The organism is Deinococcus deserti VCD115 (genome assembly GCF_000020685.1).
Classification (GTDB): domain Bacteria; phylum Deinococcota; class Deinococci; order Deinococcales; family Deinococcaceae; genus Deinococcus; species Deinococcus deserti.
The window spans coordinates 85,266-111,599 of sequence record NC_012528.1 but is presented as its reverse complement, the minus strand read 5'-3'; the positions used below and the strand labels follow the sequence as shown (position 1 = coordinate 111,599).

The 26,334-nt window shown below is 63.1% G+C and carries 24 protein-coding genes; 7 read left to right on the top strand and 17 right to left on the bottom strand.

The window, feature by feature from the left end:
* Positions 1 to 3 precede the first annotated feature (3 nt).
* From DEIDE_RS16500 to DEIDE_RS16430, 14 genes are all read right to left on the bottom strand, one after another.
* The gene (locus DEIDE_RS16500; RefSeq protein ID WP_012694874.1) at positions 4 to 1,404 is read right to left on the bottom strand and encodes a dipeptidase; all 1,401 of its coding nucleotides are present in this window, start codon (positions 1,402 to 1,404) and stop codon (positions 4 to 6) included.
* Positions 1,401 to 2,165, bottom strand: coding sequence for an SDR family NAD(P)-dependent oxidoreductase (locus DEIDE_RS16495; RefSeq protein ID WP_012694873.1), 765 nt, complete (start codon positions 2,163 to 2,165; stop codon positions 1,401 to 1,403). The genes DEIDE_RS16500 and DEIDE_RS16495 overlap by 4 nt, the downstream gene beginning before the upstream one ends.
* Positions 2,166 to 2,217: 52 nt before the next feature.
* A complete protein-coding gene (locus DEIDE_RS16490; protein ID WP_012694872.1) occupies positions 2,218 to 3,594 on the bottom strand; it encodes an amidase in 1,377 nt (458 codons plus the stop codon).
* A gap of 276 nt (positions 3,595 to 3,870) precedes the next feature.
* Positions 3,871 to 4,626: an SDR family oxidoreductase gene (locus tag DEIDE_RS16480; RefSeq protein ID WP_012694871.1), complete on the bottom strand. Its 756-nt coding sequence runs from the start codon at positions 4,624 to 4,626 to the stop codon at positions 3,871 to 3,873.
* A complete protein-coding gene (locus DEIDE_RS16475; RefSeq protein WP_012694870.1) occupies positions 4,623 to 6,149 on the bottom strand; it encodes a carboxypeptidase M32 in 1,527 nt (508 codons plus the stop codon). The genes DEIDE_RS16480 and DEIDE_RS16475 overlap by 4 nt, the downstream gene beginning before the upstream one ends.
* A gap of 1 nt (position 6,150) precedes the next feature.
* Positions 6,151 to 6,780 (bottom strand): RraA family protein, encoded by a 630-nt coding sequence (locus tag DEIDE_RS16470; protein ID WP_012694869.1) that lies wholly within the window; start codon positions 6,778 to 6,780, stop codon positions 6,151 to 6,153.
* A complete protein-coding gene (locus tag DEIDE_RS16465) occupies positions 6,777 to 7,808 on the bottom strand; it encodes a ketopantoate reductase family protein (RefSeq protein ID WP_012694868.1) in 1,032 nt (343 codons plus the stop codon). Before DEIDE_RS16465 ends, DEIDE_RS16470 begins: the two co-directional genes overlap by 4 nt.
* Positions 7,805 to 8,533, bottom strand: coding sequence for a creatininase family protein (locus tag DEIDE_RS16460; RefSeq protein ID WP_012694867.1), 729 nt, complete (start codon positions 8,531 to 8,533; stop codon positions 7,805 to 7,807). Before DEIDE_RS16460 ends, DEIDE_RS16465 begins: the two co-directional genes overlap by 4 nt.
* Positions 8,523 to 9,533, bottom strand: a complete 1,011-nt coding sequence (locus DEIDE_RS16455) for a GntR family transcriptional regulator (protein ID WP_041228020.1) — start codon at positions 9,531 to 9,533, stop codon at positions 8,523 to 8,525. Before DEIDE_RS16455 ends, DEIDE_RS16460 begins: the two co-directional genes overlap by 11 nt.
* A complete protein-coding gene (locus DEIDE_RS16450; RefSeq protein ID WP_012694865.1) occupies positions 9,533 to 10,570 on the bottom strand; it encodes an ABC transporter ATP-binding protein in 1,038 nt (345 codons plus the stop codon). Before DEIDE_RS16450 ends, DEIDE_RS16455 begins: the two co-directional genes overlap by 1 nt.
* Entirely contained in the window at positions 10,567 to 11,568 is a 1,002-nt protein-coding gene (locus DEIDE_RS16445) for an ABC transporter ATP-binding protein (protein WP_012694864.1), read from the bottom strand. The genes DEIDE_RS16450 and DEIDE_RS16445 overlap by 4 nt, the downstream gene beginning before the upstream one ends.
* Positions 11,565 to 12,422: an ABC transporter permease gene (locus DEIDE_RS19705; RefSeq protein ID WP_012694863.1), complete on the bottom strand. Its 858-nt coding sequence runs from the start codon at positions 12,420 to 12,422 to the stop codon at positions 11,565 to 11,567. The genes DEIDE_RS16445 and DEIDE_RS19705 overlap by 4 nt, the downstream gene beginning before the upstream one ends.
* Before the next feature lie 34 nt (positions 12,423 to 12,456).
* On the bottom strand, positions 12,457 to 13,395 hold the full coding sequence (locus DEIDE_RS16435) for an ABC transporter permease (protein ID WP_012694862.1): 939 nt from the start codon (positions 13,393 to 13,395) through the stop codon (positions 12,457 to 12,459).
* Between the two features lie 66 nt (positions 13,396 to 13,461).
* Positions 13,462 to 15,033: an ABC transporter substrate-binding protein gene (locus tag DEIDE_RS16430; protein ID WP_012694861.1), complete on the bottom strand. Its 1,572-nt coding sequence runs from the start codon at positions 15,031 to 15,033 to the stop codon at positions 13,462 to 13,464.
* Positions 15,034 to 15,175: 142 nt separating this feature from the next.
* Here DEIDE_RS16430 and DEIDE_RS16425 point away from each other — a divergent pair, with 142 nt between their 5' ends.
* Complete coding sequence (locus DEIDE_RS16425; RefSeq protein ID WP_041228019.1) at positions 15,176 to 15,994, top strand: SDR family NAD(P)-dependent oxidoreductase; 819 nt, start codon at positions 15,176 to 15,178, stop codon at positions 15,992 to 15,994.
* Between the two features lie 402 nt (positions 15,995 to 16,396).
* Complete coding sequence (locus DEIDE_RS16420; RefSeq protein WP_012694859.1) at positions 16,397 to 17,773, top strand: IS701-like element ISDds6 family transposase; 1,377 nt, start codon at positions 16,397 to 16,399, stop codon at positions 17,771 to 17,773.
* 311 nt (positions 17,774 to 18,084) lie between these two features.
* On the opposite strand, the gene DEIDE_RS16415 is transcribed toward DEIDE_RS16420, so the two are convergent.
* Complete coding sequence (locus DEIDE_RS16415; protein WP_012694858.1) at positions 18,085 to 18,531, bottom strand: SMI1/KNR4 family protein; 447 nt, start codon at positions 18,529 to 18,531, stop codon at positions 18,085 to 18,087.
* Between the two features lie 776 nt (positions 18,532 to 19,307).
* Here DEIDE_RS16415 and DEIDE_RS16410 point away from each other — a divergent pair.
* From DEIDE_RS16410 to DEIDE_RS18780, 5 genes are all read left to right on the top strand, one after another.
* The gene (locus DEIDE_RS16410) at positions 19,308 to 20,582 is read left to right on the top strand and encodes an MFS transporter (protein WP_012694856.1); all 1,275 of its coding nucleotides are present in this window, start codon (positions 19,308 to 19,310) and stop codon (positions 20,580 to 20,582) included.
* Positions 20,566 to 20,715: a helix-turn-helix domain-containing protein gene (locus DEIDE_RS19300; RefSeq protein WP_162485730.1), complete on the top strand. Its 150-nt coding sequence runs from the start codon at positions 20,566 to 20,568 to the stop codon at positions 20,713 to 20,715. Before DEIDE_RS16410 ends, DEIDE_RS19300 begins: the two co-directional genes overlap by 17 nt.
* Before the next feature lie 606 nt (positions 20,716 to 21,321).
* Entirely contained in the window at positions 21,322 to 21,717 is a 396-nt protein-coding gene (locus tag DEIDE_RS16405) for a hypothetical protein (RefSeq protein WP_012694854.1), read from the top strand.
* 191 nt (positions 21,718 to 21,908) lie between these two features.
* A complete protein-coding gene (locus DEIDE_RS19295; protein WP_041228015.1) occupies positions 21,909 to 22,241 on the top strand; it encodes a hypothetical protein in 333 nt (110 codons plus the stop codon).
* Between the two features lie 565 nt (positions 22,242 to 22,806).
* Positions 22,807 to 23,193, top strand: a complete 387-nt coding sequence (locus DEIDE_RS18780) for a DUF433 domain-containing protein (RefSeq protein ID WP_083764313.1) — start codon at positions 22,807 to 22,809, stop codon at positions 23,191 to 23,193.
* A gap of 32 nt (positions 23,194 to 23,225) precedes the next feature.
* On the opposite strand, the gene DEIDE_RS16390 is transcribed toward DEIDE_RS18780, so the two are convergent.
* Both DEIDE_RS16390 and DEIDE_RS16385 read right to left on the bottom strand, forming a co-directional pair.
* Positions 23,226 to 23,600, bottom strand: a complete 375-nt coding sequence (locus DEIDE_RS16390) for a response regulator (protein WP_012694849.1) — start codon at positions 23,598 to 23,600, stop codon at positions 23,226 to 23,228.
* Positions 23,597 to 26,275, bottom strand: coding sequence for a GAF domain-containing protein (locus DEIDE_RS16385; RefSeq protein WP_041228013.1), 2,679 nt, complete (start codon positions 26,273 to 26,275; stop codon positions 23,597 to 23,599). Before DEIDE_RS16385 ends, DEIDE_RS16390 begins: the two co-directional genes overlap by 4 nt.
* Positions 26,276 to 26,334: the final 59 nt, after the last annotated feature.

Sequence of the window (26,334 nt, the reverse complement as noted above, 5' to 3'; positions counted from 1 at the left end):
GTGTCACCGCGTGGCCGTGACCACAGCATCGACGGATCGGGCGAGAGCTTCGAAATAAGCTGTCCATGCCCGCGCGCCCTCCTGAAACCGGGCGAGGCGGAAAAACTCATTCGGAGCATGAATGTTCTCGTCGCCCACCGCGAACGAAAAGAACACGGTGTCCATGTCGAGCGCGTCACGGAACGTGTCGCAGATGGGGATCGAGCCGCCCATGCCGACCATCAGTGGATCCTGACCGTAAACGCTCCGGATTGCCTCACGAGCGACCCGTAACCCCACATGCTCCGGGGGAATTCGGTAGGCGGGTGCTCCGTGTCTGCTCTCTTCGAACGTGACCGTCACCCCAGGAGGAGCGTGCTGCCGCAGGTGAGCCTCGATCCTCTCCCTGATGCGGTCCGGATCCTGACCCGGAACGAGTCGGCAGGTAATTTTTGCGTGCGCCTCGCTTGGCAGGACGGTTTTAGCGCCCTCACCGGTGTATCCCCCCCACAGCCCGTTCAGTTCGAGTGTCGGACGGTACCACTGGCGTTCCAGCGTGCTGTAGCCTGGCTCTCCAAACGTGGCAGGCGCGCCCACCTCCCTCAGGTACGCTTCGTCATTGAAAGGCAGGGCGGCCGTGTCTGCCCGAATGGCGGGCGATACGGGCACCACATCGTCATAGAAGCCTTCGACACTCACCCGGCCGTCGGGACCGTGCAGGCTCGCGACCATCCGTGAGATCGCATGCAGCGGGTTGTGGAGGCTGCCGCCATGCCGTCCCGAATGCAGATCCTTCCCCGGGCCACGCACGGTGAACTCCAACGCGACCAGCCCGCGCGCGCTTACGGTCAGGGTCGGGACGTCCGCGCGCCACATACCCCCGTCGGCCGACAGGACGAAGTCCGCCTGAAGCTGCTGCGCGTGGTCGCGCACGAACGCCCCGAGGTTCGGGCTGCCGATTTCCTCCTCGCCCTCGAACAGGAACTTGACGTTGATCGGGAGTGCCCCGCGCGCCTGCAGAAACGCCTCAGTCACACGGATCGGAATCAGCATGGGAGCCTTGTCGTCCGACACACCGCGGGCGTACATGTTCCCGTCCCGCTCGGTAGCTTCGAATGGGGGGCTGTCCCACCGTTCGAGCGGATCGGGCGGCTGCACATCGTAGTGGCCATAAACGAGGATGGTCGGCGCACCGGGATGATTTGTCCATGAGGCCGTCACCACCGGGTGGCCTGGCGTGTCGGTCACCCGGGCGTCTGTGAGGCCGGCGGAGCTGAGGCGCGCGGCCACCCATTCCGCAGCGCGGCGCACATCGGGCGCATGCTGCCCCTCCGTGCTGACGCTTGGAATACGGACGAACGTCCGCAGGTCTTCCAGGTGGCGCTCATAATGCTCTTCTAAGTAGGTCAGGACGTCGTCCATCATTTTCCTCCGTCCACGCTGAGGATCTGCCCGGTGACCCAGCCGGCGTACTCGGACGCGAAGAACAGGACGGCGTGCGCGATGTCATCCGGGCTGCCGAGGCGTTTCAGGGCAATGTTGTCGATCAAGCGGCGTTGCCCGTCTTCGCCGTAGCTCTGCCACTGCCGTTCCGTGGTGGGGTTGCTCAACACGAAGCCCGGCGCGACGTTGTTCACGGTGATGCCCCACGTGCCGAGTTCGTGCGCCAGCTGCCGGGTCAGCCCGATCTGCGCAGCTTTCGCGCTGGCGTAAGCCTGAATGCCTGTGAGACTCACGCCGAGCCCGGCGCCGCTGCTGATGTTGATGATGCGCCCGGCGCCCCGGGCCTTCATCAGTGGCGCGACCGCCTGACTGAAGTAAAACGCACCGTCGAGGTTCACCCGGAAGATCGCGTGCCAGTCGTCCTGGCTGATCTCTTCAATGGGGCGGCCGACCTGACCGAGGACGCCGCCTGCGTTGTTCACGAGGACATCGACCCGCTCTCCTCCTGACGCTTCGAGTACCAGGGCGCGCACCGCCTCCCGGTCTGCGACATCGACCGAGCGAACCTGCAATGGAGTGCCTTGTTCAGCTGAGAGGGTCTCCGTTTCGCGCAGCCCAGCTTCGTTCACGTCACAGGCCCAGACGTTGGCGCCGCGTGTGGCGAACGCCAGACTGATCGCCCGTCCGAAGCCGTGAGCGGCGCCCGTCACGATGACGGTCTGGCCGTCGAAACGGACGATCATGGGCGTACCATCACACAAAAGATCGAGGGCCGGGCGGAGGTGCAGGGTGAATTCATGGGGTTCTCCTTTCGGTCGTTGGTGTGCCCCCGAGGGGCGGGATCCGGTTGCCATCCAGGAGCGCTTCGAGGCTCATGCCAAGCGAGAGGGCCAGGGCGTCGGCACCGGGCCGGGTCGTGATCTGCAGACCGACCGGCAGACCCTCAGAGAAGCCTGCGTTGAGGCTCAGTGCTGGGAAGCCTGTGAGGTTGGCTGGGGCGGTGCGCCGCGCTTCGGTGGAACCTTCGTTGTCCGAGACGACGGGGTCCTCGTGCGGCGCGACCCACGCCACGGTTGGTGAGAGGATCGCGTCGACGTCAGTGAGAGCCGCGAGGAAGTCGAGTGCGAGTTTGCGGCGGTACTGCTGTGCGCGCACATGCTCTACCCCACTGACCGCGAATCCCTGTTCGAGATGCATGCGGGTGTCCGGCGCGTACGCCCCGGGAGACTGCTGCAACCACGCCGCATGTACGGCACTCGCTTCGGGAAGCAGCACATGCATCATCGCGGTATCCATACGGTCGAGCTGCGGAATGTGCACTTCAACCAGAACTGCTCCGGCCCTACGCAGGGCGTCACACGCCTGGTCGAAGACTTCCACCACTCCCTGCTGCATGTCGGGGCCCCGGGCGTGTTCTGCCAGCACTCCCAGCCGGACGCCCTGCAGGTCACGTGGCGCAGCGTCGTGCGGACCTCCGGTCAGGGCGGCAAGCATCAGGGCGGCGTCACCGCTGCTGCGCGCGATCGGACCGCCGTGATCCAGCGACCAGGACAGAGGAAAAACACCATCGAGGGGCACCAGTCCATAGGTGGGTTTGAGCCCGGTTACGCCGCAGTAGGCCGCGGGAATGCGGATAGATCCGCCTGTGTCTGTTCCGAATGCCGCGAAGCACAGGCCAGCCGCGACAGCCGCGGCCGAGCCGCCACTGCTGCCGCCGGACGTGCGGGTCACGTCCCAGGGATTGTTCGTCTGGCCGTAATCCGGGTGCACGCTGCCGTACGCGAACTCCAGCAGGTTCGTTTTACCGAGCAGGACCGCGCCGGCTTCCCGGAGCCGCACCGTGACGACCGCGTCCTGGCCAGGAACATGATCCGCAAGAAGGCGGGAGCCGCAGGTGGTGCGGACTCCTGCGGTGTCCGTGAGGTCCTTGAGCGCGACAGGAATGCCGTGCAGCGGTCCCCTGTCGGTTCCACTGCGCAGTTCTGTTTCAGCTTGCACCGCCTGAGCAAGGGCCAGCTCCGCTGTAACGGAAATGAACGCGTTCAGCGCTGGGTCGAGTTCCTCGATGCGTGCCAGACACGCGCGAGTCACCTCGACGGGAGACAGGGAACCGCTCCGGTAGCAGGCTGCCACCTGCGGAATGGACGCGAAGAGGATCTCGGAGTTACGCATCCGCTACGCTCTGCCGCGCTGGTCTGCCAACAGGCCCCGGGTGCAGGTCCAGATCAGTCAAGCACGTGTCCCACCCCAGCCTGACGTTGACGGACGTGATGAAATCTCCGGCCGGGAATGGACTCACGGCCCTCTTCACGGTGACTTTCCCGCCCTCAGCGAGGGTGCGCCCTCGCGCCACCTTGAACGGGCACATCAGGTGCCGCCGTGACGGTCCGGGCAACTGACACGGCCGTCCTTGTGCGGATCTCCTCGTTCAAACATGGGCGCGCCTCATCAACCCTGGTCGAGTGGGCGGATCAGGATTTCGTTGACGTTGACCCGCTCCGGTTGCGTCACGGCATACACGACAGCCGCGGCAATGTCCTCGGCTTCCAGGGGAATCATGGTCTGAATGCGGCCCTCGTAAGCGACCTTGGTGTCCTGGTGAGTGATGTGATCGGTCAGTTCGGTCGCCACGACGCCCGGCTCGATCACCGTCACGCGGATGCGGTCCAGCCGGACTTCCTGCCGCAGGCCCTCGCTGAAGCCACCGACGCCCCATTTGGAGGCGCTGTACCCGGCAGAAGTCGGGCTTGCGCCGCGCCCGGAGACCGAGGAGATGTTGACGATATGCCCGCCGCCCTGGGTCCGCATGTGTGGAAGGGCCGCGTGGGTGGTGTACATCAGCCCCAGCAGGTTCACGTCGATCATGCGGCGCCAGTCGGTCGTGTCAGCGCCGGTGACCGGTCCCAGCAGCATCAGTCCGGCGTTGTTCACGAGAATGTCCACCCGCCCGAATGCGCTCACGGCGCGCTCCACCGTGAGCCGTGCCTGAGCTTCATCGGCGAGATCCGCGACAACCACCTCAGCGTGGCCACCGGAGCTCTGCACCTGCCGCGCCAGGTCCTGAAGGCGGTCCTCGCGCCGCGCGACCAGCACCACACTCGCGCCCTGCGCCGCGAGTGCAAGTGCTGTCGCCGCACCGATGCCGCTGCTTGCGCCCGTCACGACTGCAACCTTTCCTGCCAGACCATCAGACCGTAATGTCATGCCGTCTCCTTTTCCGTAACGCCGTACAGGTCACGGTATTTGCCGCTCAGGTAGGTCAGGTAGGGCGCTGCGTCCAGGCCGCGACCCGTTGTGCGTTCGAGAAGTTCGTGCGGGGTGAAGGTCCGGCCGTGCTGGTACACCTGCTCGGTCAGCCAGATGCGGAGCGGGCCGTACTCTCCCCTGGCGAGAGACGCCTCAAGGTCGGGAAGCGCTGCGTGAGCCGCCTCGTAAAACTGGGCTGCCATAATGTTGCCCACTGTGTATGTCGGGAAGGAGCCAAACAGGCCCGCTGACCAGTGAATGTCCTGCAGGACGCCCCGAGCGTCATCAGGCACCTTCAGGCCCAGGTCCGACTCGATGCGTGCATTCCACATCTCCGGGAGGTCCTGGACCTTGAGGTCCCCGGCGATAAGCGCCGACTCGATATCTACCCGAAGCATGATGTGCAGGTCGTAGGTCAGTTCGTCGGCTTCCACGCGAATCAGGCTGGGCTGCACCCGGTTCACGGCGCGGTGAAACTCAACCACCGTGACGTCCGCGAGTTGCGAGGAGAACAGCGCCTGGGCCCGCGGGTAGTGCTGGTCCCAGAACGCGCGGGACCGGCCCACCCGGTTTTCCCATAACCGCGACTGACTTTCGTGCGTGCCGTAGCTCGCGCCGCCCACGGCGTACAGCCCCAGCAGGTCCGACGCGAGGACACTGCGGCTCAGCTCGGAAGAGACGCCCTGCTCGTACATCGCGTGTCCCGCCTCGTGCAGCACTCCGAACAGCGCGCCGGGCAGGAAATTCGGATGATAGCGGGTCGTGATGCGCACGTCCTCCCGGGTAAAGCTGATCTCGAAAGGATGCGCGGACGCATCGAGCCGGCCACGCGTCAGGTCGTACCCGATGGCCTGCGCGAGTTCCAGCGCGAGGATCTGCTGCGCCGCGACGTCGTAGTCGCGCTCCAGAAAGTCCAGGCGGGGCTGGGGCTGTGCCTGGACTTCGCGCAGCAGTGACAGGTGATGCGTGCGAAGCTGCGAGAAGAGGGGTTGAAGCGTGGCCGCCGTGAGTCCTGGCTCGTACAGGTTGAGCAGTGCGTCGTAAGGATGAGCGTCGTACCCGAGCGCATCCGCCAGTCGCCGCTGGAGGTCCACCATGCGCGTCAGGTGCGGCGCGAACCGGCTGAAATCGCTGTGGGCCCTGGCGTCCGCCCAGGCGTCCTGAGCGGCACTCTTGGTCAAGGCGAGGTCGCGGGTCAGCTCGACCGGCACCCGTTTCAGCGCGCGGACGGCGCTGATGGCCTGCTGGGCCGCACGAGCTGGGACGCTCGCGGGCTCTGCGGCGCTGAGTGCCGCCCGCGCTGCATGCTCAAACGCTGGATCAAGAAGCCGCTGCTGCGCGAGCCCGCTTAACGTCGCGGTCTGCTGCGCCCTGGATTGGCTGCCGCCGGGCGGCATCTGGGTGCGTGTGTCCCAGGTCAGCAGGTTGAGGATGCAGAGCAGGTCATTGATTTCGGCAGACTGTTGCTGGAATTCGTTCACCTTAAACCATCCCTTTTTCTGTGCTTTCCGGTGGCACAGCCATGCCCCGGTCAGCCTGAGCAAAGACCTGCTGCTCCGCAGCGAGCAGAACCCGCACGCGCTCGAGTGTGCCGGGTGCGAGATGCTGCGGCACGATCACAACTCCGTTCTCGTCAGCCACGACGACATCTCCTGGTGACACGGGAATGCCTCCAGCCTGAATGGGAACGTTGACGGCGCCGCGTCCTCCCGGCAACCCTGCGTTGGGCGTGATGGCCGTACTGAATACTGGAAAGCCCAGCTGACGTACAGCCGTCACGTCCCGGCACCCCCCGTCTATCACGGCTCCAGCGAGGCGGCGGGCGAGTGCGGCGCGGGTCGTGCGCTCCCCCCAGAAGGCGGCGCCTGTGATGCCATGCGAGTCGATCACCAGGACACTCCCTGGTTCGGCGACAGAGATGGCGTCGAACACGGCGCTGAGATCCGTTCCGAACGTGCGTACGGTGACCGCTTCCCCGGCGCAGCAGGCACCGGACCAGACGGGGCGGAAGGCGCCGCTGAGGGCCCAGCCACGGTCCAGGGCGTCGCTCACGACACATGTCAGGTCACCGGAAGGCAGCAGGGCCCGCAGGCCGTCTATCACGGCTGTCATGTCGCCGGGGTGACGGCCGGGATCACCGCGTGAAGCTCCGCGAGGTTCTCACGGCTCAGCTCTCGCTGACCGCTTTCGAGTTCATGAATCAAGTCGACGAGGCGGGCCGTGATGGGGGTTGGAAGACCGTGCTCCTGACCGAAATGCACCACCCAGCCCAGTTGAGCGTCCACTTCCGTGCGGCGTTTGCGGACCGCGAGGTCACGCCAGATGCCGCTGTGTGTCTTGGCGCTCCGGCGGTTGAAGGCCACCATCTCATCCATGCTGGCCTGGGCCATGTCATCGCTGGCGCCAGGGAGAAAGGCGGCAGGATTGAAACCATTAAAGGCTTCCGGAGTGATCTGGTGGGCCAGAGCGACGCGCATCACTTCGCGTCCCAGGGCGATATACAGCGTCCGGTCCTCCGGTCGCGCCAGGGCGTCGGCGATGCCATCGTTCGTGACGGCTGTGGCGAACAGCAACGCACCGTACCCGAGTTTGCTCCACAGATACCCGAACATGTTCGCGCTGAGCACGGCGTTACTGTCGAAATCCCGCAGGGCCGCGTGAAGGGCCCGCGCACGCTCCGAAAGCTGCCCGTCCTGCTCGCCGATCACGACCACGCCCCGCCCGGCGTAATGCACCACGCCCGGGCTGAGGTAATCCGCTCCGAAATTGACGAAGCTCCCCAGCACCCGGTCCTGTCCGAAGGTGGCGTTCAGCACAAGCGGGTTCAACCCATTCTGGACCGACACGACGCACCCGGCGGGCGTCACGTGGTCAGCGAGCTGCCCTGCGGCACTCGCGGTGTCCTGCGCCTTCGTGCACAGCAGCACATGGTCCCACTGGCCTGTGACCTCGCCGGGCGTGAAGGCCGCGGCGTGCACCGTAAACGATTCGATGGGCCCCTCGATGTGCAGGCCGCCCTCGCGGATACTCTTTACGTGATCCGCGGCGCAGTCCACGAAAGTGACGTCATGCCCGGCCCGGACGAGGTAAGCACCGATCGTTCCTCCTATGGCGCCTGCTCCCCATATCAGCAGCTTCATGTCTGCTGCTCCGACCTGCTGGCCGGAACCCACCCGTTCTGCAGCAGGCCTGATGTTTCCTGGACCGCCACCGCCCACAACGCCAGCATGTCCTCGTCACTGCGCTGATACAGCCCGCCGTAATTGCCGTCGCCAAGGGTCTGGCGTAGTTGAGCGGGCGACAGGAGCCTCAGCCGGTCCAGATCGGCCATCGGTTTTTGAATCTCAGGCAGGGTCACGCCGGGCAGGCGGGTCCAGGGGAAATTTTCCATCCAGGAGGCGTGTGACGCGACCGGGTCGATCCGCTGCACTTCCTGCCAGGTCCTGGGTGCGTTCCACCAGTTGTGAAACAGCACCTGCGTCCCGGGATGGTCCGCTGACCATTCGCCTGAGAAGCCCTGAGCGGGCGAATTTCCTCCGTGGCCGTTGACGATCAGAATGCGGCGGAAACCCTGCTCATACAGGCTGTCGAGGACATCACGGACGACGCTCAGGTACGTCTGAACACGCAGTGTCACGCTGCCGGGGTAAGCACGGAAGTAGGGTGTAATGCCGTAATTGAGGGTGGGAAACACCGGCACACCGAGCGGCGCAGCGACCTCTTGTGCAAGTCGCTCCGGCAGGATGTTGTCCACGGCCAGGCTCATAAACCCGTGTTGTTCGGTGCTCCCGAGCGGCAGGACGCAACGGTCATCTTCCCTGAGGTAAGCCTCGACCTGCATCCAGTTCATCGCTTCAATTTTCATGATGTTTCCTTTCGCGCACCAGGGCGCGGTGCTGAGCAATGACCGGTAAAAGTGTCCGCTCCGCATCAGGCCTGTGGACGGCATGTCGGTACTCGAAGGCGAACGTGCCAGGGTTGAGGGCTGTGACGATTCCGTCTGCGCCGCTGGCATACACGGCTGCGTCACACCACGCGAGCAGTTCCGGGAGATTCTGCTCTGCGAGGTGAGCCGCACGGACGTCCAGAACCTGCGGCGCGTACCGGTGCACGCCGGTCAGGAATGTCGGGAGAAAGTCATCGAAGGTAGCAATCAGTGCCAGACGCGTGTCCGGCGCGAGGGCAGCGAGGTGCTCCCGCGTCTCATGGGACACGGTAACGCGCATCGGGAGGATGTCCAGGCCCGGTAGCAGTGCTCGCGCCTCGGCAAGCCGGTGGCCCAAGGTAAGAACGATGTCCGCACTCCGCACCTCCTGAATGAGGGCAGGCTGGGCGAGTTGGATGAACGTACAAGCTTTCACACGGTCTTCCGGGCGAAGGAGAGCCTGCAGTTCCCGAGCGTAAGCCCGGGTGGCGACATCCAACACACCGACGAGCACAATCCGCACTCCTACATCGCGCGCCGTGTGTCCGCGCGCGATCATGGCTTGCAACAGCGCAACGACCCGCTCCGGTTCAATGCCGTCCCGTTCAGCCTGGAACAGCACATCGTTCAACAACCCACGTAATGCAGCGACATCCTGCATGGGACCCGAAGAACTGGGATCCGCCACGAACGTGCCCCGGCCAGCAACAGTAACGATCAGCCCCCGTGCAGCCAGATCCCTGTATACGTGCGCGACCGTGACGTGTGCGACACCTGTTTGCGCCACGAGGTCGCGGACGCTGGGGAGCCGTGCGCCCGGCGGCAGCTCTCCGCAGGCGATGCCGTATTCGATCTGGCCACGCAACTGCACGCTGAGAGGCACGCTGAGTGTCCGGTCAACCACGAAGGGCGAGGTGTCCGCTTCTCCCTCCTGAGGCATCAGCCCACCCCAACCGGGAGGCGGACTTCCTGGTCCACCGGATCGTACAGGTGACACGCGACCTGCTGCAGAGGACGGATCTCCGAGAGTTCAGGCCGCTCGGTGACGCAGCGGTCGAAGGCATGCGGGCATCGCGTGCGGAACGGACAGCCACTGGGGACGTTGAGTGGGCTGGGCAACTCGCCGGTCAGGGCGGGAACTTCCGCGCGCTGGCCAGGCTCAAGAAGTGGCGCGGCCGCCAGCAGAGCCTGTGTGTAAGGATGGGCAGGCTGCTCGAACAGATCCTGCGTGGCGGCTATTTCCACGACCCGTCCGAGGTACATGACCGCCACCCGGTGCGAGAGATGGCGAACGAGGCGCAGGTCGTGCGCGACGAATAACACCGTCAGGTGAAGCTTCTCCTGCAGTTCCAGCAGCAGGTTCACCACCTGAGCCTGAACGCTCACGTCAAGGGCACTGACAAGTTCGTCCGCAACGATGCATTCTGGTTCGAGTGCCAGCGCGCGGGCAATGCCGATACGCTGACGCTGCCCTCCACTGAATTCGTGAGGAAGACGGCCTGCAGCCTCGGCAGGCAGCCCCACCAGGTTCAACAGTTCATGTACCCGCTCGTTGTGCTGCGCCTTAGGCCGCAACTGATGCACGGTAAGCACTTCCCGCAGGGCCTGTCCGACCGTCATGCGGGGATTGAGTGAGGAGAAGGGGTCCTGGAAGATCATCTGCACGCGGCGGTGATACTGCCGCAGCGCGTCACCCTGCAACAGGAGCACCTCCTGTCCCGCGTACCGTACGCTTCCCTTGTCCGCCTGATGCAGCCGCACCAGGCAGCGGGCGAGCGTGGATTTGCCACAGCCGCTTTCCCCCACGAGGCCAAGGGTCTCGCCCCGCTGTACGCTCAGGTTCACGTCGGTCAGCGCGCGGACGGCCTTGGCGGGTTTGCCCTGCCAGCGCTCCAACAGGCCCTGACACACAGGGAAGGTTTTGGTGAGGCCTTCGACGTTCAGCAGAGGCTCCGAATTCAGCGGTTCGTGTGTCATGCGGTCACCTCAGCCACACCAGGCAGTTCTGCGTGATGAACGCAGGCGCTTGCCCGTCCGTCATCGATAGGCACAAGCGGAGGTTCCGCGCCCAGGCAGGCCTGGGTGCTGTATGCGCACCGCGGACTGAACGCGCATGCCTGCGGGATGTCCCGCAGGTCAGGCGGCGAACCCGGAATAGGCTGCAAAGGACGGCGATGCGCACCGATATCGGGCAGGCTGCGCATCAGACCGAGGGTGTAGGCATGCCTCGGCTGCCGGAACAGGTCGGTTACGCCTGCGGTTTCCACCAAGCGTCCGGCGTACATCACGGCGACCCGGTCACAGGTCTGTGCCACGACACCCAGGTCGTGTGTCACCAGAATGATGCTCATGCCGAGCTGCTTACGCAGGCGCAGGAGCAGCCGGAGAATCTGATCCTGGATGGTCACATCCAGCGCGGTGGTCGGCTCGTCAGCCAGCAGCACGCGCGGCTCGGCCGCGAGGGCAATGGCGATCATGGCGCGTTGACGCATACCTCCGGAGAACTGGTGCGGGTAGTCCTTGAGGCGGGTACGGGCGCTGGGAATGCCCACCAGGTCAAGGAGTTCTGCGGCGCGGTCCTCGGCTGGACGCCCCCGCAGACCCCGGTGCTCGTGCAGGTTCTCGCGGATCTGCTCCCCAATGGTCAGCACTGGATTCAGGGCGGTCATCGGCTCCTGAAAGATCATGCCTATCTGTGCACCCCGTATGGTTCGTAATCGGCTTTCAGACAGCCCGATTAAATCCTGCCGGTCGTATTGAACAGCACCCGTGACCCGGATGGGCTTGCGGTGCAGCTGCAGCAGGGCCCGCAGAGTGACGCTCTTGCCGCTGCCGCTCTCGCCGACCAGGCCGAGCACCTCGCCCGGCTGCAGATCGAAGTCGACACCGCGCACCGCGTGCAGTTCACCCCGCGGGGTTGGAATATGAACGTTCAGGTTCCGGACACTCAGGACCGGAGACGGAGAACCGGTCACGAGCGGGGCCTCAGGGCGTCGGCGAGGCCGTCGCCGATCAGACTGAACGTGACGCCAGCCAGGGTGAGGGCAAGGCCGGGAAAGCCGGAAATCCACCACGCGGTGACCATGAAGTTTTTGCCGTCCGCCACCATCACACCCCATTCGGGCGTGGGTGGCTGCGCGCCGAGTCCGAGGTACCCAAGCGAAGCGCCCAGCAGAATACCCAGACTCATGTCGGTCATGAGGTAGACGATGGCTGGCGTTACCGCATTCGGAAGGATGTGCCTGAGCAGCACCCGCGAGGGGCTGAAACCCAGAACGCGCGCGGCCTGGGCGTACTCTGCTTCCTTTTGCGCCAGCACCTCTCCGCGCACGAGGCGCCAGTACGCGACCCAACCGACCGCACTCACGGCGATGTACATGTTGGTCAGGCCTGGTCCAAGGACGGCCACGATCGCGATAACCAGAACCAGGAACGGAAACACCACCACGAGATCCGCAATGCGGCCGACCAGCATGTCCGGCCAACGGCCGATGAATCCAGTGAACGCGCCCAGCAGACTGCCGAACACGAAAGGAAAAAGCGTAGTCAGCAGCGCGATCTGCATATCGATGCGGGTGCCGTACACCACCCGGCTGAACACATCCCGGCCGAAATTATCCGTTCCGAACAGATGGCTTGCGCTGGGAGGTTTAAGAATGGCCGAGTAGTCGAACTCCGTGGGACTGTAGGGCGCGATGAGGCCCGGCGCGAACGTCGCGGCCAGGATGGGCAGCAGTAAGAGCAGACCCATCACCAGCGTGGGTTTTGGACGTCTGCGTGTCCGGCGTGGTGCGGCCGCAGCAGGGGTCGCTGGGGTAAGGGTGGTCACGGCGTCCTCCGTCTGGCGTAAGCGAGCAGCGAATTCATGCGTGCTCCACGCGTGGGTCAAGGCGGGCATGAATGAGGTCAGTCATCAGGAACACCAGCGACACCAGCACCGCGAACACCAGCGTGAGGCCCTGAATCACCGGGTAGTCGCGTCCGAAGATGGAATCGATCATCAGGCGGCCCACACCGGGGATGGCGAAAACCGACTCCGTGATGACCGCGCCTCCGATCAGGGCACCGATGTTTAATCCGAGCAGCGTGACGGTGGAAATCAACGCATTGCGCAGCACATGCCGCAGCATCACCACCCGGGACTGCAGACCTTTGGAACGGGCAAATTCAACGTATTCCGCAGTCAGGACTTCCAGAATGGAGTTGCGCAGGGTGCGCACGAGAATGGCCGCGAGGTTAAAGCCAAGCGTGAGGGCCGGAAGAAACAGGTGGTACAGGTGGTCCTTGAGGCTGTCACCGTATCCCCCGATGGGGAACCACCCGAGTTTCGCCCCGAGCAGCGTGAGCAGCTGCAGCGCCACGTAGAACACCGGCAGTGATAGCGCCACCTGGAAGACACCGCGGATAAGGCTGTCGACCCAGGTGTCACGGCGCACGGCCGCCAGCACCGCGAGCGGCACAGCGAGAAGCACAGCGATGAGTGCGGCGTAAGCCGAAAGGAACAGCGTGACGGGCAGGCGTTCTACGATCAACCGGAAGACCGGCACCTTCAGGCTGCTGCTTTCTCCAAGATCACCACGAAGCAGGTTCTGCACGAAAATGCCGAATTGCACCGGCAGCGGCTTGTCGAGCCCGAGTTCGCGCCGTGTGCGCTCCACGATTTCCGGTGTAGCACGGTCCCCGAGAATGGCGCTTGCCGGGTCGCCGGGCAGCAGCCGCACGAGCAGAAACACCAGGATCAGAACCGCGATGAACGTGGGAATGATCTGCAGGAGCCGCTTGATCACATACGTGGCGCGCATGACTTTCCTCCAGAAACTGACGGGGCCACGCCCACCGGTCAAAGTGGCGCGGCCCCGTCAGGTGCTTTACTTCTCTAAGGACGTTGCAGCGAAGATGTTGTTGCCCAGGGGGATCTGCACGAAGCCCTTGACGTTCTTGGACAAGGCAACAGGGTACGGCGTCTCATACAGGAACACGATGGGCGCCGCTTTCATGTAGATGCCCTGAATCTGGTTGTACTGACTGGCGCGGCGCGCAGGGTTGGTTTCCTGCTGGCTCTGCGCAAAGAGGCGGTCAATCTCGGCGCTCTTGTAGCCGGTGTACAGCGACTGGATGTTGTCGTAGATAGCGAAGTAACTGGTGATCTGACTGGGGTCGTTGATGTCGTTCGTCCAGGCGGCAGTGCGCATCTGGAAGTCGGCAGCCCGGTAGCGGGCGGTCTTGGTAGCGTTGTCAAGCTGCTCGATCTTCAGCCGCACGCCGGCTGCGCCCCACATCTGCTGCAGCGTCGTGAGCAGCGCGAGGTCGTCTGCGTTGCCGCTTGTGGCAAGGGTGACCACCTCAAAACCGTTTGGGTATCCAGCGTCGGCCAGAAGCTGCTTGGCTTTTGCCAGGTCGTAGGTGTAGCTGGCCTGCGGCGCGAACAGCGGCGTGGTCGCGGACATGAATGACCGCATCGGCTTGCCGTTACCGAAGGTAACAATCTGAACCAGAGCTTCCTTGTTGGTAGCGTAGTTCAGGGCCTGACGGACCCGGACATCACTCAGGGGGTTCGCGGTGCCGTCCTTGAGCTTCGGACGGTTGTTCATCAGAACAGTGTTCACCTTGGTGGAAGGGAACAGCTGCATGTTGATCTTGGGGTTGGCCTTGAGTTCAGCGACCCGGCTGAGCGGGATGAACTCTGCTCCGTGGAGCTCTCCCGCCTGCAGTTTGAGGATGCGGGTGTTGTCGTCGGGAATGATTTCGAAACGGATCGAGTTCAGGTACGGCAGGGCTTTGCCGTCTGCACCTTTCTTCCAGTAGTACGGATTGCGCTTCAGGACCATTGACGATCCCTTCTTCCAGGAGCTCAGCACGAATGGTCCGGACCCGATGGGTTTCTCGGCGAAGGCTTTGGCTTTGGCCGCTTCGGTGCTGCCCCGCGCGGCGTTGAACAGTTTCTGCGGCATGATGGCGGCGTTGAAGGTGGCGAGGGCCGCTGGAAGCGTCGGGTCGGGCTGCTTTAGATTCAGTGTGACCGTGTTGCCACTGGCAACAATGTTACTGATGGACGCCAGCGAGCCACTCCACGCGCCGTTGTCGGGCTTACGGGCGCGGTCGAGCGACCACTTGACGTCCTGCGCAGTCAGAGCGCTGCCATCGGCAAACCGCAGGCCGGGACGCAGGGTGAGCCGCATGCTTTTTCCATCGGGGGCAACAGTGTACGCGGAGGCGAGGCCCGGCTGCACACCTTTGCCGTCGGCGGTGGGTTGAAGAAGGGTGTCGTACAGGTTGGTGAGGATCCAGATATCGACATTGGCGTCGTTTAGAACCGGATCGAGGAACAGCGAGTCTGCATAACGTCCATAGACAAGCTCGCCACCTCGTGTGACCCCTAGAGCTTGAGTGAACGCGAGCATGCTACTCAAAGCGAGCGTGGTTCGGATGAATCGATTCATTCGGGCACCTCCATGGATGCTGACCGCGGAATTAGTGTTATGGTTGTTATGGTTGTTATGGATGAGCATAACACCCAATGAACAGAAAGTCTATCCGCCAAGCGCATCTTTGATTTGCTTTGTGCCGTGTACAGTAGGCGACATGAAAAAACCTGAGCACGACCGTGCGGTCGGACGCCTCTCTGATCGTGTTCTGCTCGTCACTGGAGGATCCAGTGGAATTGGTCGCGCTATTGCTCTCGCAGCCGCTGCCGAAGGCGCACAGGTCGTTATAGCTGACGTGCACCCCGAGGGCGCAGAACAGACCCTGGCTGCCATCACCGCAGCGAACGGCGAGGCCACTTTTTTTCCGTGTGACGTCGCCAGTGATGTTCAAGTTCGCGATCTCATGGAGGCGGCCATTCACCGCTTCGGACAGCTTGACATCCTTGTCAACAATGCTGGAATTGGCGGTGACAACGCACCCGCCCATGAGCTCGACCTCGAAACCTGGGACCGCATCATGGCCGTGAACCTGCGCGGTCCCTTTCTCTGTGCCCGGTACGCTCTGCCGCACCTCATGCAAAGTGGTTCGGGCGTCATCGTGAATGTTGCGTCGACCTACGGTCTGATCGGAGCCCCCAATGCACCTGCCTACTGCGCTTCCAAAGGCGGAGTCGTGAACCTCACGCGGCAGCTGGCCGTTGATTACGGCCAGCGTGGAGTGCGCGTCAATGCCGTGTGCCCAGGCTACGTAGACACCGACATGGGAGGGCGCCGTGCCAGCCTTCCGCCTGAGGAAGCACAGGCAGCGCACGACCGCCGGGAAGCGAATGCAGCGCGCCAACCTCTCGGCCGACAGGCCCACGCTGATGAAATCTCAAGGGCTGTCATATTCCTCGCGTCTGGTGAGAGCTCGTTTATGACAGGCTCCATCGTTACTGTAGACGGGGGGTGCACGGCCACATTCAACCACGACTAGCTTGATGCCAGAGATTTTAAATACGGGCGAATTGTCCAGTTATGGGCTACGACCGTGTCATGAAAGACGTAGCTTCGTGAATGGCGCAAACAATATTGAAGCTGAGCGCTTGACGATAGGTAGACAAGCATGCCATCAAGCGCCCAATATCTTCAATCGTTCTTGAACCACATTCTCCGCTCGGCTTAGATGAGCAGGCTGCGAAAACCCGGACAGGTTCCGCGTATGAAGCTCATGTAAGACATGACGTCATGCCCCTCTACATTGACAGTGAAGGCTTTCAATTACTAAGCGAAACCCAGATGAAAGCGCCAGTGCGTTTGTCATACACCTGCTAACACGACTTTGTCACTCTTGGAATGCGTGTAGGCGCTGGTTTCCCAGGTGGAAGATGCTGGAGACATGACGGTCCCACACAACTGGCAGCGTGCCTTCCGAGGCTTTCTCTCCCCCTACCTGGAGACCCTGGACAATGCCAAACAGCGGGTATGCCTGCCCCGCTATGTTCGCGGACTGCTGGCCCCTCTGGAGCGCAAGAGCACTCAACCAATCGCTGAACATGTCGGCATGCCGTACCAGCGTCTGCACCACTTCGTGAACGTCAGCCATTGGGACGCAGAGCAGATCGAGATCCGACTGAAACGGCAGGCTCAACGACTTTGTGGGGGTAAAAATGCCGTGTTGATCATTGACGACACGGCATTGCCCAAAAGCGGAGACGCAAGCGTAGGGGTTGCATACCAGTACTGCGGAGCGTTGGGCAAGATCGCCAACTGCCAATCGCTGGTTACCCTCACCCTGTCGGATGGCTCCCTGTTCGCCCCTTTGAGTATGCGGCTCTTCCTGCCCGGGTCGTGGGCAGGGAATCCGGAACGATGTCAGGGTGCTGGCGTACCAGTGGTACGCCAGCACTACAGATCCAAGGGTGAAATTGCCATGGAAGAGCTCGACCGGGCGCTGGACGCCGGTGTGACGTTTCGGGTAGTCCTGGCCGATGCGGGCTATGGCATCAACAAGGACTTCCGGCAAGCGCTGTCCCAGCGTGGCTTGACTTGGGCGGTGGGCATTGTGGGGATCCAGAAGGTCTTCAGCTTGGACGTGACGCTGCGCGATCCGCCACAGAAGACTGGAGGACGGCCCGGGAAACACCCGATCCCAAGCGAAATCGCACGTCCTGTCAAGGACGTGCTCCATGAGATTCCTCCGTACCGCTGGCATACGGTCAAAGGAGCGAAGAGTTCCCGCTGGCTGGTGGTCCGTGGCCGGATTGCCGATGGCCTTCCGAACAAGCGGGGGTTGCATCTTCCAGGCGAAGCAGTCTGGGTGGTGGGAGAGAAACGGCGGGGAGGTGAGATCAAGTACTACGTGACCAATCACGCACCATCTACATCCATGGCTCAGGTGGTTCGCGACATCAAAGCCAGGTGGGCCTGCGAGGTTCTGCACCTGCAAAGCAAGGAAGAACTCGGCCTGGACCACTTCGAGGGTCGGTCACTCCTAGGCCTTGAACACCACATCGTGCTGGTACTGCTGACCATGATGTTTTTGCAGACCCTTCGACAGCAACAATGTTCTGTTGCTGCCGAGATTCCAACCCTACCGGAACTCAGACGTACCACCAGCCGGGCGTTGGAACAAATTTGGTTTGGGCGATGTCCGCATTGCGGTGAGGTGGTTCAGGTGGGATCGACACCACTTCCGGGACTGAAGGTGAGGATTTCGAACCCGTATCGAAGGAAAAAGACCCTGTCGCTTTCTGATAACTTCAACACACCTTGATGATTAATAACTACCTGACTACGGACAGCGATGCCGGAATAATTCAATCGGACTTCAAGCTCGTCTGCAATCTCTTGATGCTGCTCAAGAGCAGTTTCCGTCGAGGATGATAAGTACCCGACAAGTTCCACATGCGGACCAACCTCATCGTATGAGATGACAATTGCCTGGTGCTCGCCCACGATGCAGCCCATGCAGGCTTCTATCAAGTTGAGGAGCACATGAACTGGAATGGAATCCAAGGGAACTTTCATATGAGTGCTCCTATTTCACTTGATTCTTTGTCTATTGAAGTTAGGACTATGTTATTTCTATTTTTGATCCTCCACAGTGGGGAGCCACTCGTCTTGAACCCAAGCAATGAAGCTAGGCCAGCGGTAGGTGTCAAATGAGCCGTCATCGTGCACCCACCGCACCACCGCATACTCTGGTCCAGCAGAGCGCGTGTCGAAGCAGAAGGCGTCTCCATCCTGACTCGTCTCAAATGGCACAAGAAATTGAGGAAGGCCAATAGCCCGGAGATCACGCGTCTGGTCGAGCAGTCGTCCGCCAGTCAACTCGTGATGAATTACCAACGGCCAGTAGGCACCAGCCAGAACATCGGAGAGAGTCAGTAAATAGGCGCGGTACGACGGTGGAAGACGAGTCTCCAACAGAACCTCTAGCGCATCAATTTCCCGATCATCCGGCAGTTTGGGAATCAATGGGGCTGGCACGCCTCCCGCTCTGAGTCTTTTAAACAGTTCCTCTTGGCCCACCTGCTTAGCGTACGCATTCCAAGCCTCGGCACGCACACAGGTCTTGATCGGAAGTGACAAAGTCCTACTAAGTGCATGCACCATGCACGCCCTGGAAGGTGAAGCGCCGATGGAGTCCTGTGTCCTCAAACAACTGCACTATCGGGTCCTGGGGACCGATCACCGGTGAAAACCGCTCGACTGCCCACGCGTCATGTATTAAACGGCGTGTCCTGCAAGGCGTACGGTGCAACGCTCGAAAACATGTCCGGGGAATTGAACAATGGTGCGTGCCGAGGCTACGGCGTCCCCGGTCACGGTGCAGCCGAAGACCACAATGCCGCATGTAGGAAGTTCGGCGCTTCGCAAGCATACCCAATCCTTGCCGCTGCTTTTCACCGGACTGCCGCTGAGCCTACGGGCCATGATGGCCTGTTTCCCTTTCACCATGTCTGGCGGGGCTCTCCATCAGCCATTTTTAGCTCCTTGCAAAGATGGACAGCGCCCCAGCCATTGGTTTATACCCGCTCTGAGCCTGAATGCCCGGCACCCTCAGCTTCCTTCATATGATCCTGGAGATACATGCCAACAGTTCCTCCTCCCCCTGCGTCCGACTGGTATTCCTTCGGCAGCCGCGCTTTTCTGTCCGACAACCCTGAAAGTGCGGATGGGTCGCTCGGAAATCTTCCCACCAGCTGGGAGTCCGAGATGGTTGTCGGCTCCACTGCCACAGTGAACCGTCTCAGGCACGCAGCTTCCTGTACAAAAACGACCGATTGCGAGAACAGCGACCAGGCATGAGTCCCCACGAGCTGGAATACAAGTCCCGGGGCGTGCAGCTCAGAGCCCTCGCGGGCCTGCCCAGGAACGCCCGCAACGCGATACTGATGGAGCCACTGTGGGCTATTTTCGGCACCGTCGTCATCTATTACGCGCCCCTCTACATGCGGAGCGTGGGCCTCTCCAGCACCGAGATCGGGCTGCTCGGCTCGGTCACGCTGGCCCTCTCCTTCCTGTTTCAGGCGGTGGCCGCGCCGGTGACCAATCGCCTGGGACGCAAACGCACGACCCTGATCGGCGACCTGATCTCGTGGACCATTCCCATGTTCGTCTGGGCCACGGCGAACAGCTTCGCCGCGTTCGCTGTGGCTGCGGCGCTGAGTGCTGTCGGACGGATCGTGGCGCTGTCCTGGAGTCTGCTGCTGATCGAGGACGTCGAAGAGCGGCAGCGGGCCCGGGTGTTCGGCATCATCAACCTCATTGTCACGGTCTGTGGTCTGCTGACTCCGCTTGTGGGTCTGATCATCGCGCAGCACGGTGTGACCGCGACCATGCGGGCCTACTACATTGCCGGTGGCGTCGGCATGACCGTCATGTTCCTGTGGCGCAACGCCATCACCCAGGAAACGCAAAGCGGTGTGGCAGCCATGGCGCAGCACCGGGCCCTGGGAGTCGGCCAGAGCATCTGTCACACCATGGCGATGGTGGCAGGCATGCGGGGACATCCCGGCCTGATGGGCATGACTGCCTTTTACCTGCTGACTGTTTTTATTGAGCAGCTCAGTCTGTTTCAGATCCTGTTCCTGCAAGAAACTCTACAGTTCAGTGCCCAGACGCTCTCTTTCGTTCCCTTCGTCGGTGCCTTCGTGACTGTGCTTCTGTACTGGGTGGGCCTCCCTCAGCTCTCCAGGTTGCCGCTGGGCCGCACGCTGGTCGTCACGCGCGTCCTGGGGTTGCTGGGCGCGGCTCTCCTGCTGTTCGTTCCCGCGGGCAATGTGGCCGTCATGCTGGCCGTGGTCGGGTTGCTGGGGGGGGCCACGTTTCTGACACAGACCTACCGTGACGCCGCGCTGTTCAGCCGGCTGCCCAGAGAAGGTACGGCCGACCTGTATTCCGCGGTTCAGACCCTGACCTTGCTGTGCGCCATCCCGGCGGCGGCCCTGGCAGGGGCAATCTTCGAGGTTTCCCCACACGGCCTCTTCGTGGTGATTGCCATCCTGAGCGGGCTGCTGCTCCTCCTGGCGTTCTGGCTGGCCAGGCGTGAATCAGAGTCGGATGGACCACTTTTCTAACCCTTGTGCTCCAGCACTGGGACTTCGCTCGGTCAGTACGCTGAAAACAGGCAAGGCACGGGCCATCCGCTTCAGTACCCAGGACGCGATATACCGCGTTCTCGACTGCCTGCCGGGCGACCTGCTGAAATGAGGGTGGAAGTGACGTAGCCCGCACCGAAACAGGGCCTTCTGGATGGATTTCATCAACAACGGTTAACCTCGCCGCGGTGTTGAACTGGGTGGCGAGGTGGGTGCTGATCTCCTCGGCGCGGTCCACGTCATCCCACACCAGAAACTCACTGGTCTGGCATCCGCTGTTCTGGTTCCTGGCAAGCCCATTGAGGACCTGTCCAAACTCACGGGCGGCTGCAGCGTCAGCCACGCGGACGGCACCTGTGGAGAGCGGCACGCGAAGCAGACTTGAACTGACGGCGGGTCCCTCCTGGGCGGAGGCTGTCACGGCGAGCAGAATGACTGTGGTGAGCAATCGCTTCACGGGAACTGTTCTTCTGATTGAGGTGCCTGCAGTGTGCGGGTCCCTGACTTACGATTACCTCACACGAAGGCAGCGTGGCATGACTGGCAGCAGCGCGATACGCGCTTCGCAGTGCTCGGGAAGCAGGTACAGTGTCTTTGCTTAAAAATCTAAAATAATTGGAGCTTTCCTGCACTCCTCTCTGCCTTGGATTCAGAAGGACGGTGACTGGTGCTTCACCTCCCCCGCGCGCTGCGCTCCTCCCGCGCTTTTCTCCAGGATATGCGGAACCGCAATTACCGTCTTGGCGTCATCAACGGCTGGTTCGGGTCCATTGGTGACACCTGCCTGAATTCAGGTATCGTACTTGCCCCGCTTGCCAGCCAACTCGGCGCCTCTAACACTCTGGTGGGCCTGATTCCGGCGCTGATGAGCTGCGGCTATAGCCTTCCCCAGCTTTTCGTTGCCGGGAAGGTCAGAGAGCGCCCGTTGAAACTCCCGATCTACAAAAGCAGCGCCTGGCTGCGCTCCTCAGCCTTCCTGCTCCTTGTCACGGCGAGTGTGCTGGTCACGCTCTGGTCCTCCCGCTACAAGGTAGGCGAATCGTTGGCCCCGCCCCGACAGGGGCAGCGGATGACACGTGAACTTTATTGCCACCATGGATGGGCGCCTTGTTGATGGCACAGTCCATTGTCCTCACAGCGGACAACTGAACGCGGTTCCACGGCAGCGACGCGCTGGAGGATGAATTCGCCTGGTGATGGCCCCAGGGTTACCCGGCCGGTTATTCACCTGCATGGCGGACTGCTTCGGCAAGGCGTCACTTGACCCACCACCCTCCGCCTCAGAGCCGCGCTACTCTCCTGAGCATGGCTGCACCCCGCTCTTCCGCTGCGCTGCGCGCCCGTGCCACGCCTACGCACACCGACCTGGCCGCGCTGCCGTTCGACCAGGCGTGCGCTGAAATCGCCGCGCGCCACCACCTGAGTGAGCCGCACGCTTTCCAGCTGGCCCCTGGCGGCGCCACCCATCTCGTACGGCTTTCCGACGGTCAGGCTCTCTGTGGCCGCGGGCCTCAGGTCTACGCCGAGGCGCCTCAGGTGACAGGCCCATTGACCTGCCGAGCCTGCGTGCAGGCGGTGGCCCGCCGCCTGAAAAGCAGCCTGGGCCGCCGCGCCGCACGCCACACGCCCACCCGCTGAATGGCACTGTTCAGAAGGAATTCGTGTCCTTGTCGTACCCGAGCCTGCGAAACACCCTGAGCCTCGTGGTTCATGACCTGGGCGCAGCAGCCGACATCCTCCAGACAGACCGCCGGACCTTGGTCCTTGGCCGGAACACTGTGTGTGGCTGCGGTCCGCCCCTGTACAGGGGTTCCTGACCCGCTGGCGTGGACTGTGTGAGCTGGTAGGCTGGCAGGAACACTGACAGGGCAGAAACGGTCAACGGCAGAATCTCTCCGACCAGGCGTAATGAAGACGCTTCCCGCACGAATTGCCACAGTCCTTCAGTCAGCGCAGCGTCTTGTGGAGTGAGGCCCATGCGCCGTGTGCCTCCGCCCACCGGTCCCAGCTTCAGGCACGCAGCCGGCTGCCCAGGGCGAGGGTAGCAGCACAGACGGAACATAAGTGTCCTGGAACCGAGGTGTTCCTGAGCGACAGTGCCGCACTTTGCACGGACCCTCCCGCAAGGACAGTCAGCATTTTTACGTGCTAACTTCCGCATCAAGCCTCAGTCCAACCTTCACGCTTCCTGGAAAGGTCCTCCTTGAACGACGTTACCCTTGCTTTTTCTCCCCGCCGGGCGCGCCTGCCCACCCTGGAGCGAACCCCCCGCATCACATCGGCACCCACGCTCACCCCTCCGCTTACCCTGACGCTGGGACGCCTGCTGATCCATTTGGACCTCACGCCAACCCTGGAACTAATGGCACGCATCGAACTGCGCGGCAGCGAGCGGCGACCGCGGGTCCGCGGCAAGGGCGTGGCCGTCCCGGACGTGCTCAGGATCGCGCGGCGCTGCCGCACCCTGGAAGAGCTTTTTGAGCTCCGGCCCAGCCTCGACGAACTTGATGTTCGCGCCTGCCTCGCCTACGCCCATCAGCTGCAGGCCCAAAGAGAGTCGGGGCCATCGGGGCGTTTCCAACCCACCTGAGCGCACGCCGATGTGTGGCTGCCTGAACCACATCAATCCCGCTGCCCCTCCAGGGCGGCCCGGAGTTCGTGCACAGATGCCGGTCCCTTCACCACGTAGGCCCGCGCGCCCAGACCCACTGCCCCAGCCGCCACCGCCTCATCGGCCCGTCCACTTAGCACCACCACAGGTACGGCACCGGCCAGCGCCAGTCCGCGTTCCACCAGGTCCAGCCCAAAGCCATCCGGAATGTCGAGGTCCAGCAACAGGGCATCGAAGCGGCCGTCCGGCCAGCGCGAGGTGGCCTCCGCAAAAGTCACCACGTGCACCACCTCCCACTGAACCTCTGCCAGCTCCAGCCATTCCTCCAGCAGCACGGCGTCCGGGAAATGATCCTCCACCACCAGGACCCGCGTCACCGACCTCATGCGCCGCCCTCCACTGCCGGCAGGGTGAAATAAAAGGTCGTGCCGAGGGCCGGCGTGCTCTCCAGCCATATCCGCCCTCCATGCCGTTCCACGATCTTCCGGGCGATGGACAGGCCGATGCCGCTCCCCTCGTACTGCTCGCGGGTGTGCAAGCGCTGGAAGATCGTGAAGATGCGCTCGAAATACTCCGGCGCGATGCCGACGCCATTGTCCTGCACGCGGAAGCGCACGAGGCCGCCATCGCACTCAGCGCCCACCCACACCACGGGCCCCCGCTCCGGGTGACTGAACTTCAGGGCGTTGCCGATCAGGTTCTGGAACAGCTGGCGCAACTGGGAAGCGTCGCCCAGGACGTCCGGAACCTCTCCGATGTGCAGCTGGGCGCCCGTATGCTGAATCTGCGCAGCGAGATCCTGGCTGACCTGCGCGAGGATCACGCCGGTGTTCACGCGCACAGGGTCCGCGGCGCCTTTTGCCACCCGGGAAAACGCAAGCAGATCCTGCAGAAGCTGCGTCATGCGCTGGGTGCCCTCAGTGATCAGCCGGACGTACATCTGTCCCCGCGCATCAGTCTGCCCGGCGTACTTCTTCGCCAGCAGCTGTGAGAAGCTGGTCACCGTCCGCAGGGGCTCCTGCAGATCGTGAGACGCGACGTACGCGAACTGCTCGAGCTCCGCGTTAGACCGGCGGAGTTCATCGTTCGCCTGCCGCAGCGTGGCCTCGGCCCGTTGGCGTTCGGTGACGTCCCGGAACACCAGCACCGAGCCTTCAATCTCCCCGCTCTCGTTCAGGATGGGCGTGCTGGTGTACTCCACCGGAAAGGACGACCCGTCCTTGCGCCAGAACACCTCGTCATTCGCGCGGTGCACCTGCCCGTCTACAAAGGCGGCATAGATTTCGCAGGCTTCTCTGGGAAAGGGCGACCCATCCGGGTACGAGTGGTGAATCAGAGCATGCTGGGGGCGCCCCATGAAGTCCTCGGCCGTGTATCCCAGCATCTTCAGGGCCGCTGGATTCGCCAGCGTGGAGCGGCCCTGGGCGTCTATCGTGGTGACGCCCTCCCCGAGGCTGTTAAGCACCAGCTCATTGAAGCGCGACGCCCGCCGCAGCTCGGCTGCGCTGCGGGTGCCCTCCATCGCCAGACCCAGACTGCGGCCCACCGCCCGGATGATCGCCTGCTCACGCTCCGACCATCCCAACGTCTGCATTGATCCTGCCGAGAGCACGCCCGTAGGCCGGCCGTGCTGAAAGTACGGGTAGGTGGCCATGGCCCCCGTGCGGCGCGCCCCAGGAAGGTCCTCGCTGGCCGAATTCCATTCCTGCATAAAGTGTGGTTGCTGGTCACGGATGGCGTGCGCGAACCGGGGCGTGCTGAACTCGAACCCCGCCTGCATCCGGGCCACAAATTCGCGGGGAATGCCGTTTGACCAGGCCCGCGCCTTCCACCGCCCATCCTCAGGTTCGTAATACCCCACGCCCAGGTCGCCCAGGGTGGCCCGCAGCACGTCAGCCGCGTGCTCAATCAGAGCACGGACGTCCGTCTCGCCCGCCACCCGTTCAGTGAAGGCCACGAAGGCGTCGAGCGCCTCCGTTCGCTCCTGCAGGGCCTGGGTGGTGACCGCGCGTTCAAGGGCCACACCGAGAGTGCCCGCAGAGCGGCGCAGCAGGTCGCGGTCACCCGCTGGCCAGGGTTCAGTCCGCGGGAGGCGCCACGCGCAAAGAAATCCAACCAGATCATCCCCGGAAGCGTGGATGGGCTCCACCGCGAAGGCCAATGTCGCCAACCCGGTGAGCACGCCCCCCGCCGCGTCGTAATCCGCGTAGTACCCAGCCTTCTTCGTGCGGGCGCACCTGTCCAGCAGGGCGGCCTCCTTCAGCGGGGTGCCGCTGGTCCGCAGAGCCGCCATCGCGGGAAGAGTTTCACCCCAGATGGTCGGCACATGCAGGCGGCCGCGCTCTAACTGCACGACCATGACACTGCTTGCTCCGAGGGTATGACCGAGGGGCTCCAGGGCCTGAACCGCCACGTCTTCCGGGGAGTGGGCGCGCTGGAGGGCGTCGCCGAGAGTGGCCAGGACCTCCGCGCGGGCGCGGGATTCTTCGAGCTCACGGGTGCGGGCTTCCACCTGCCGGTGCAGGGCGCCCGACAGGCGGGCGCGGCCCAGCGCAACGGCGCACTGAGCAGCCAGCGTGCGCAGAAAGCGCCGTTCTGCAGGGGTGAAGTGGTGCGGTTCCTTGAAGTCCAGCACGATCGCGCCCAGGGGCTGCCCGTCAAGGAACATCGGCAGCACAGCGCTGGCCACTGGGGCAGTGGTTCCGGCGCGTTCCTCAAGGTCGGGGTAGACGGCCGTCAGCTCGCCTTGATGTTCGAAGAAAAGCGGCGTGTGCTGCTTCAGGGCGTCCCCGGCAGGGACCGTGTCGTCCAGCGGGCCGTCCTGCCAGATGGTCTGCGCTCCGTCCTCGCGGCCCTGGGTCGCGGCGATCTCCAGGCGGTCGCCCGCGTCGCTGACAAGCAGAACCGCTCCCGCAACGGCGTCCAGCGCCACCAGAGCGGGCTGGAGTACGATCTTGAAGACGGCAGCGGGCGTGGTCGCGGCGGCAAGCGCTTCGGTCACGTCCTGCAGGCGCTCCGCCAGGGAGGAGGGCGCGGTGGACGCCCCGAATGATTCGGGCATTTGGCCAGCATAGCGTTCAACCTGAACACGGGGAGCTCCTGAAGCCACACTGGATCACG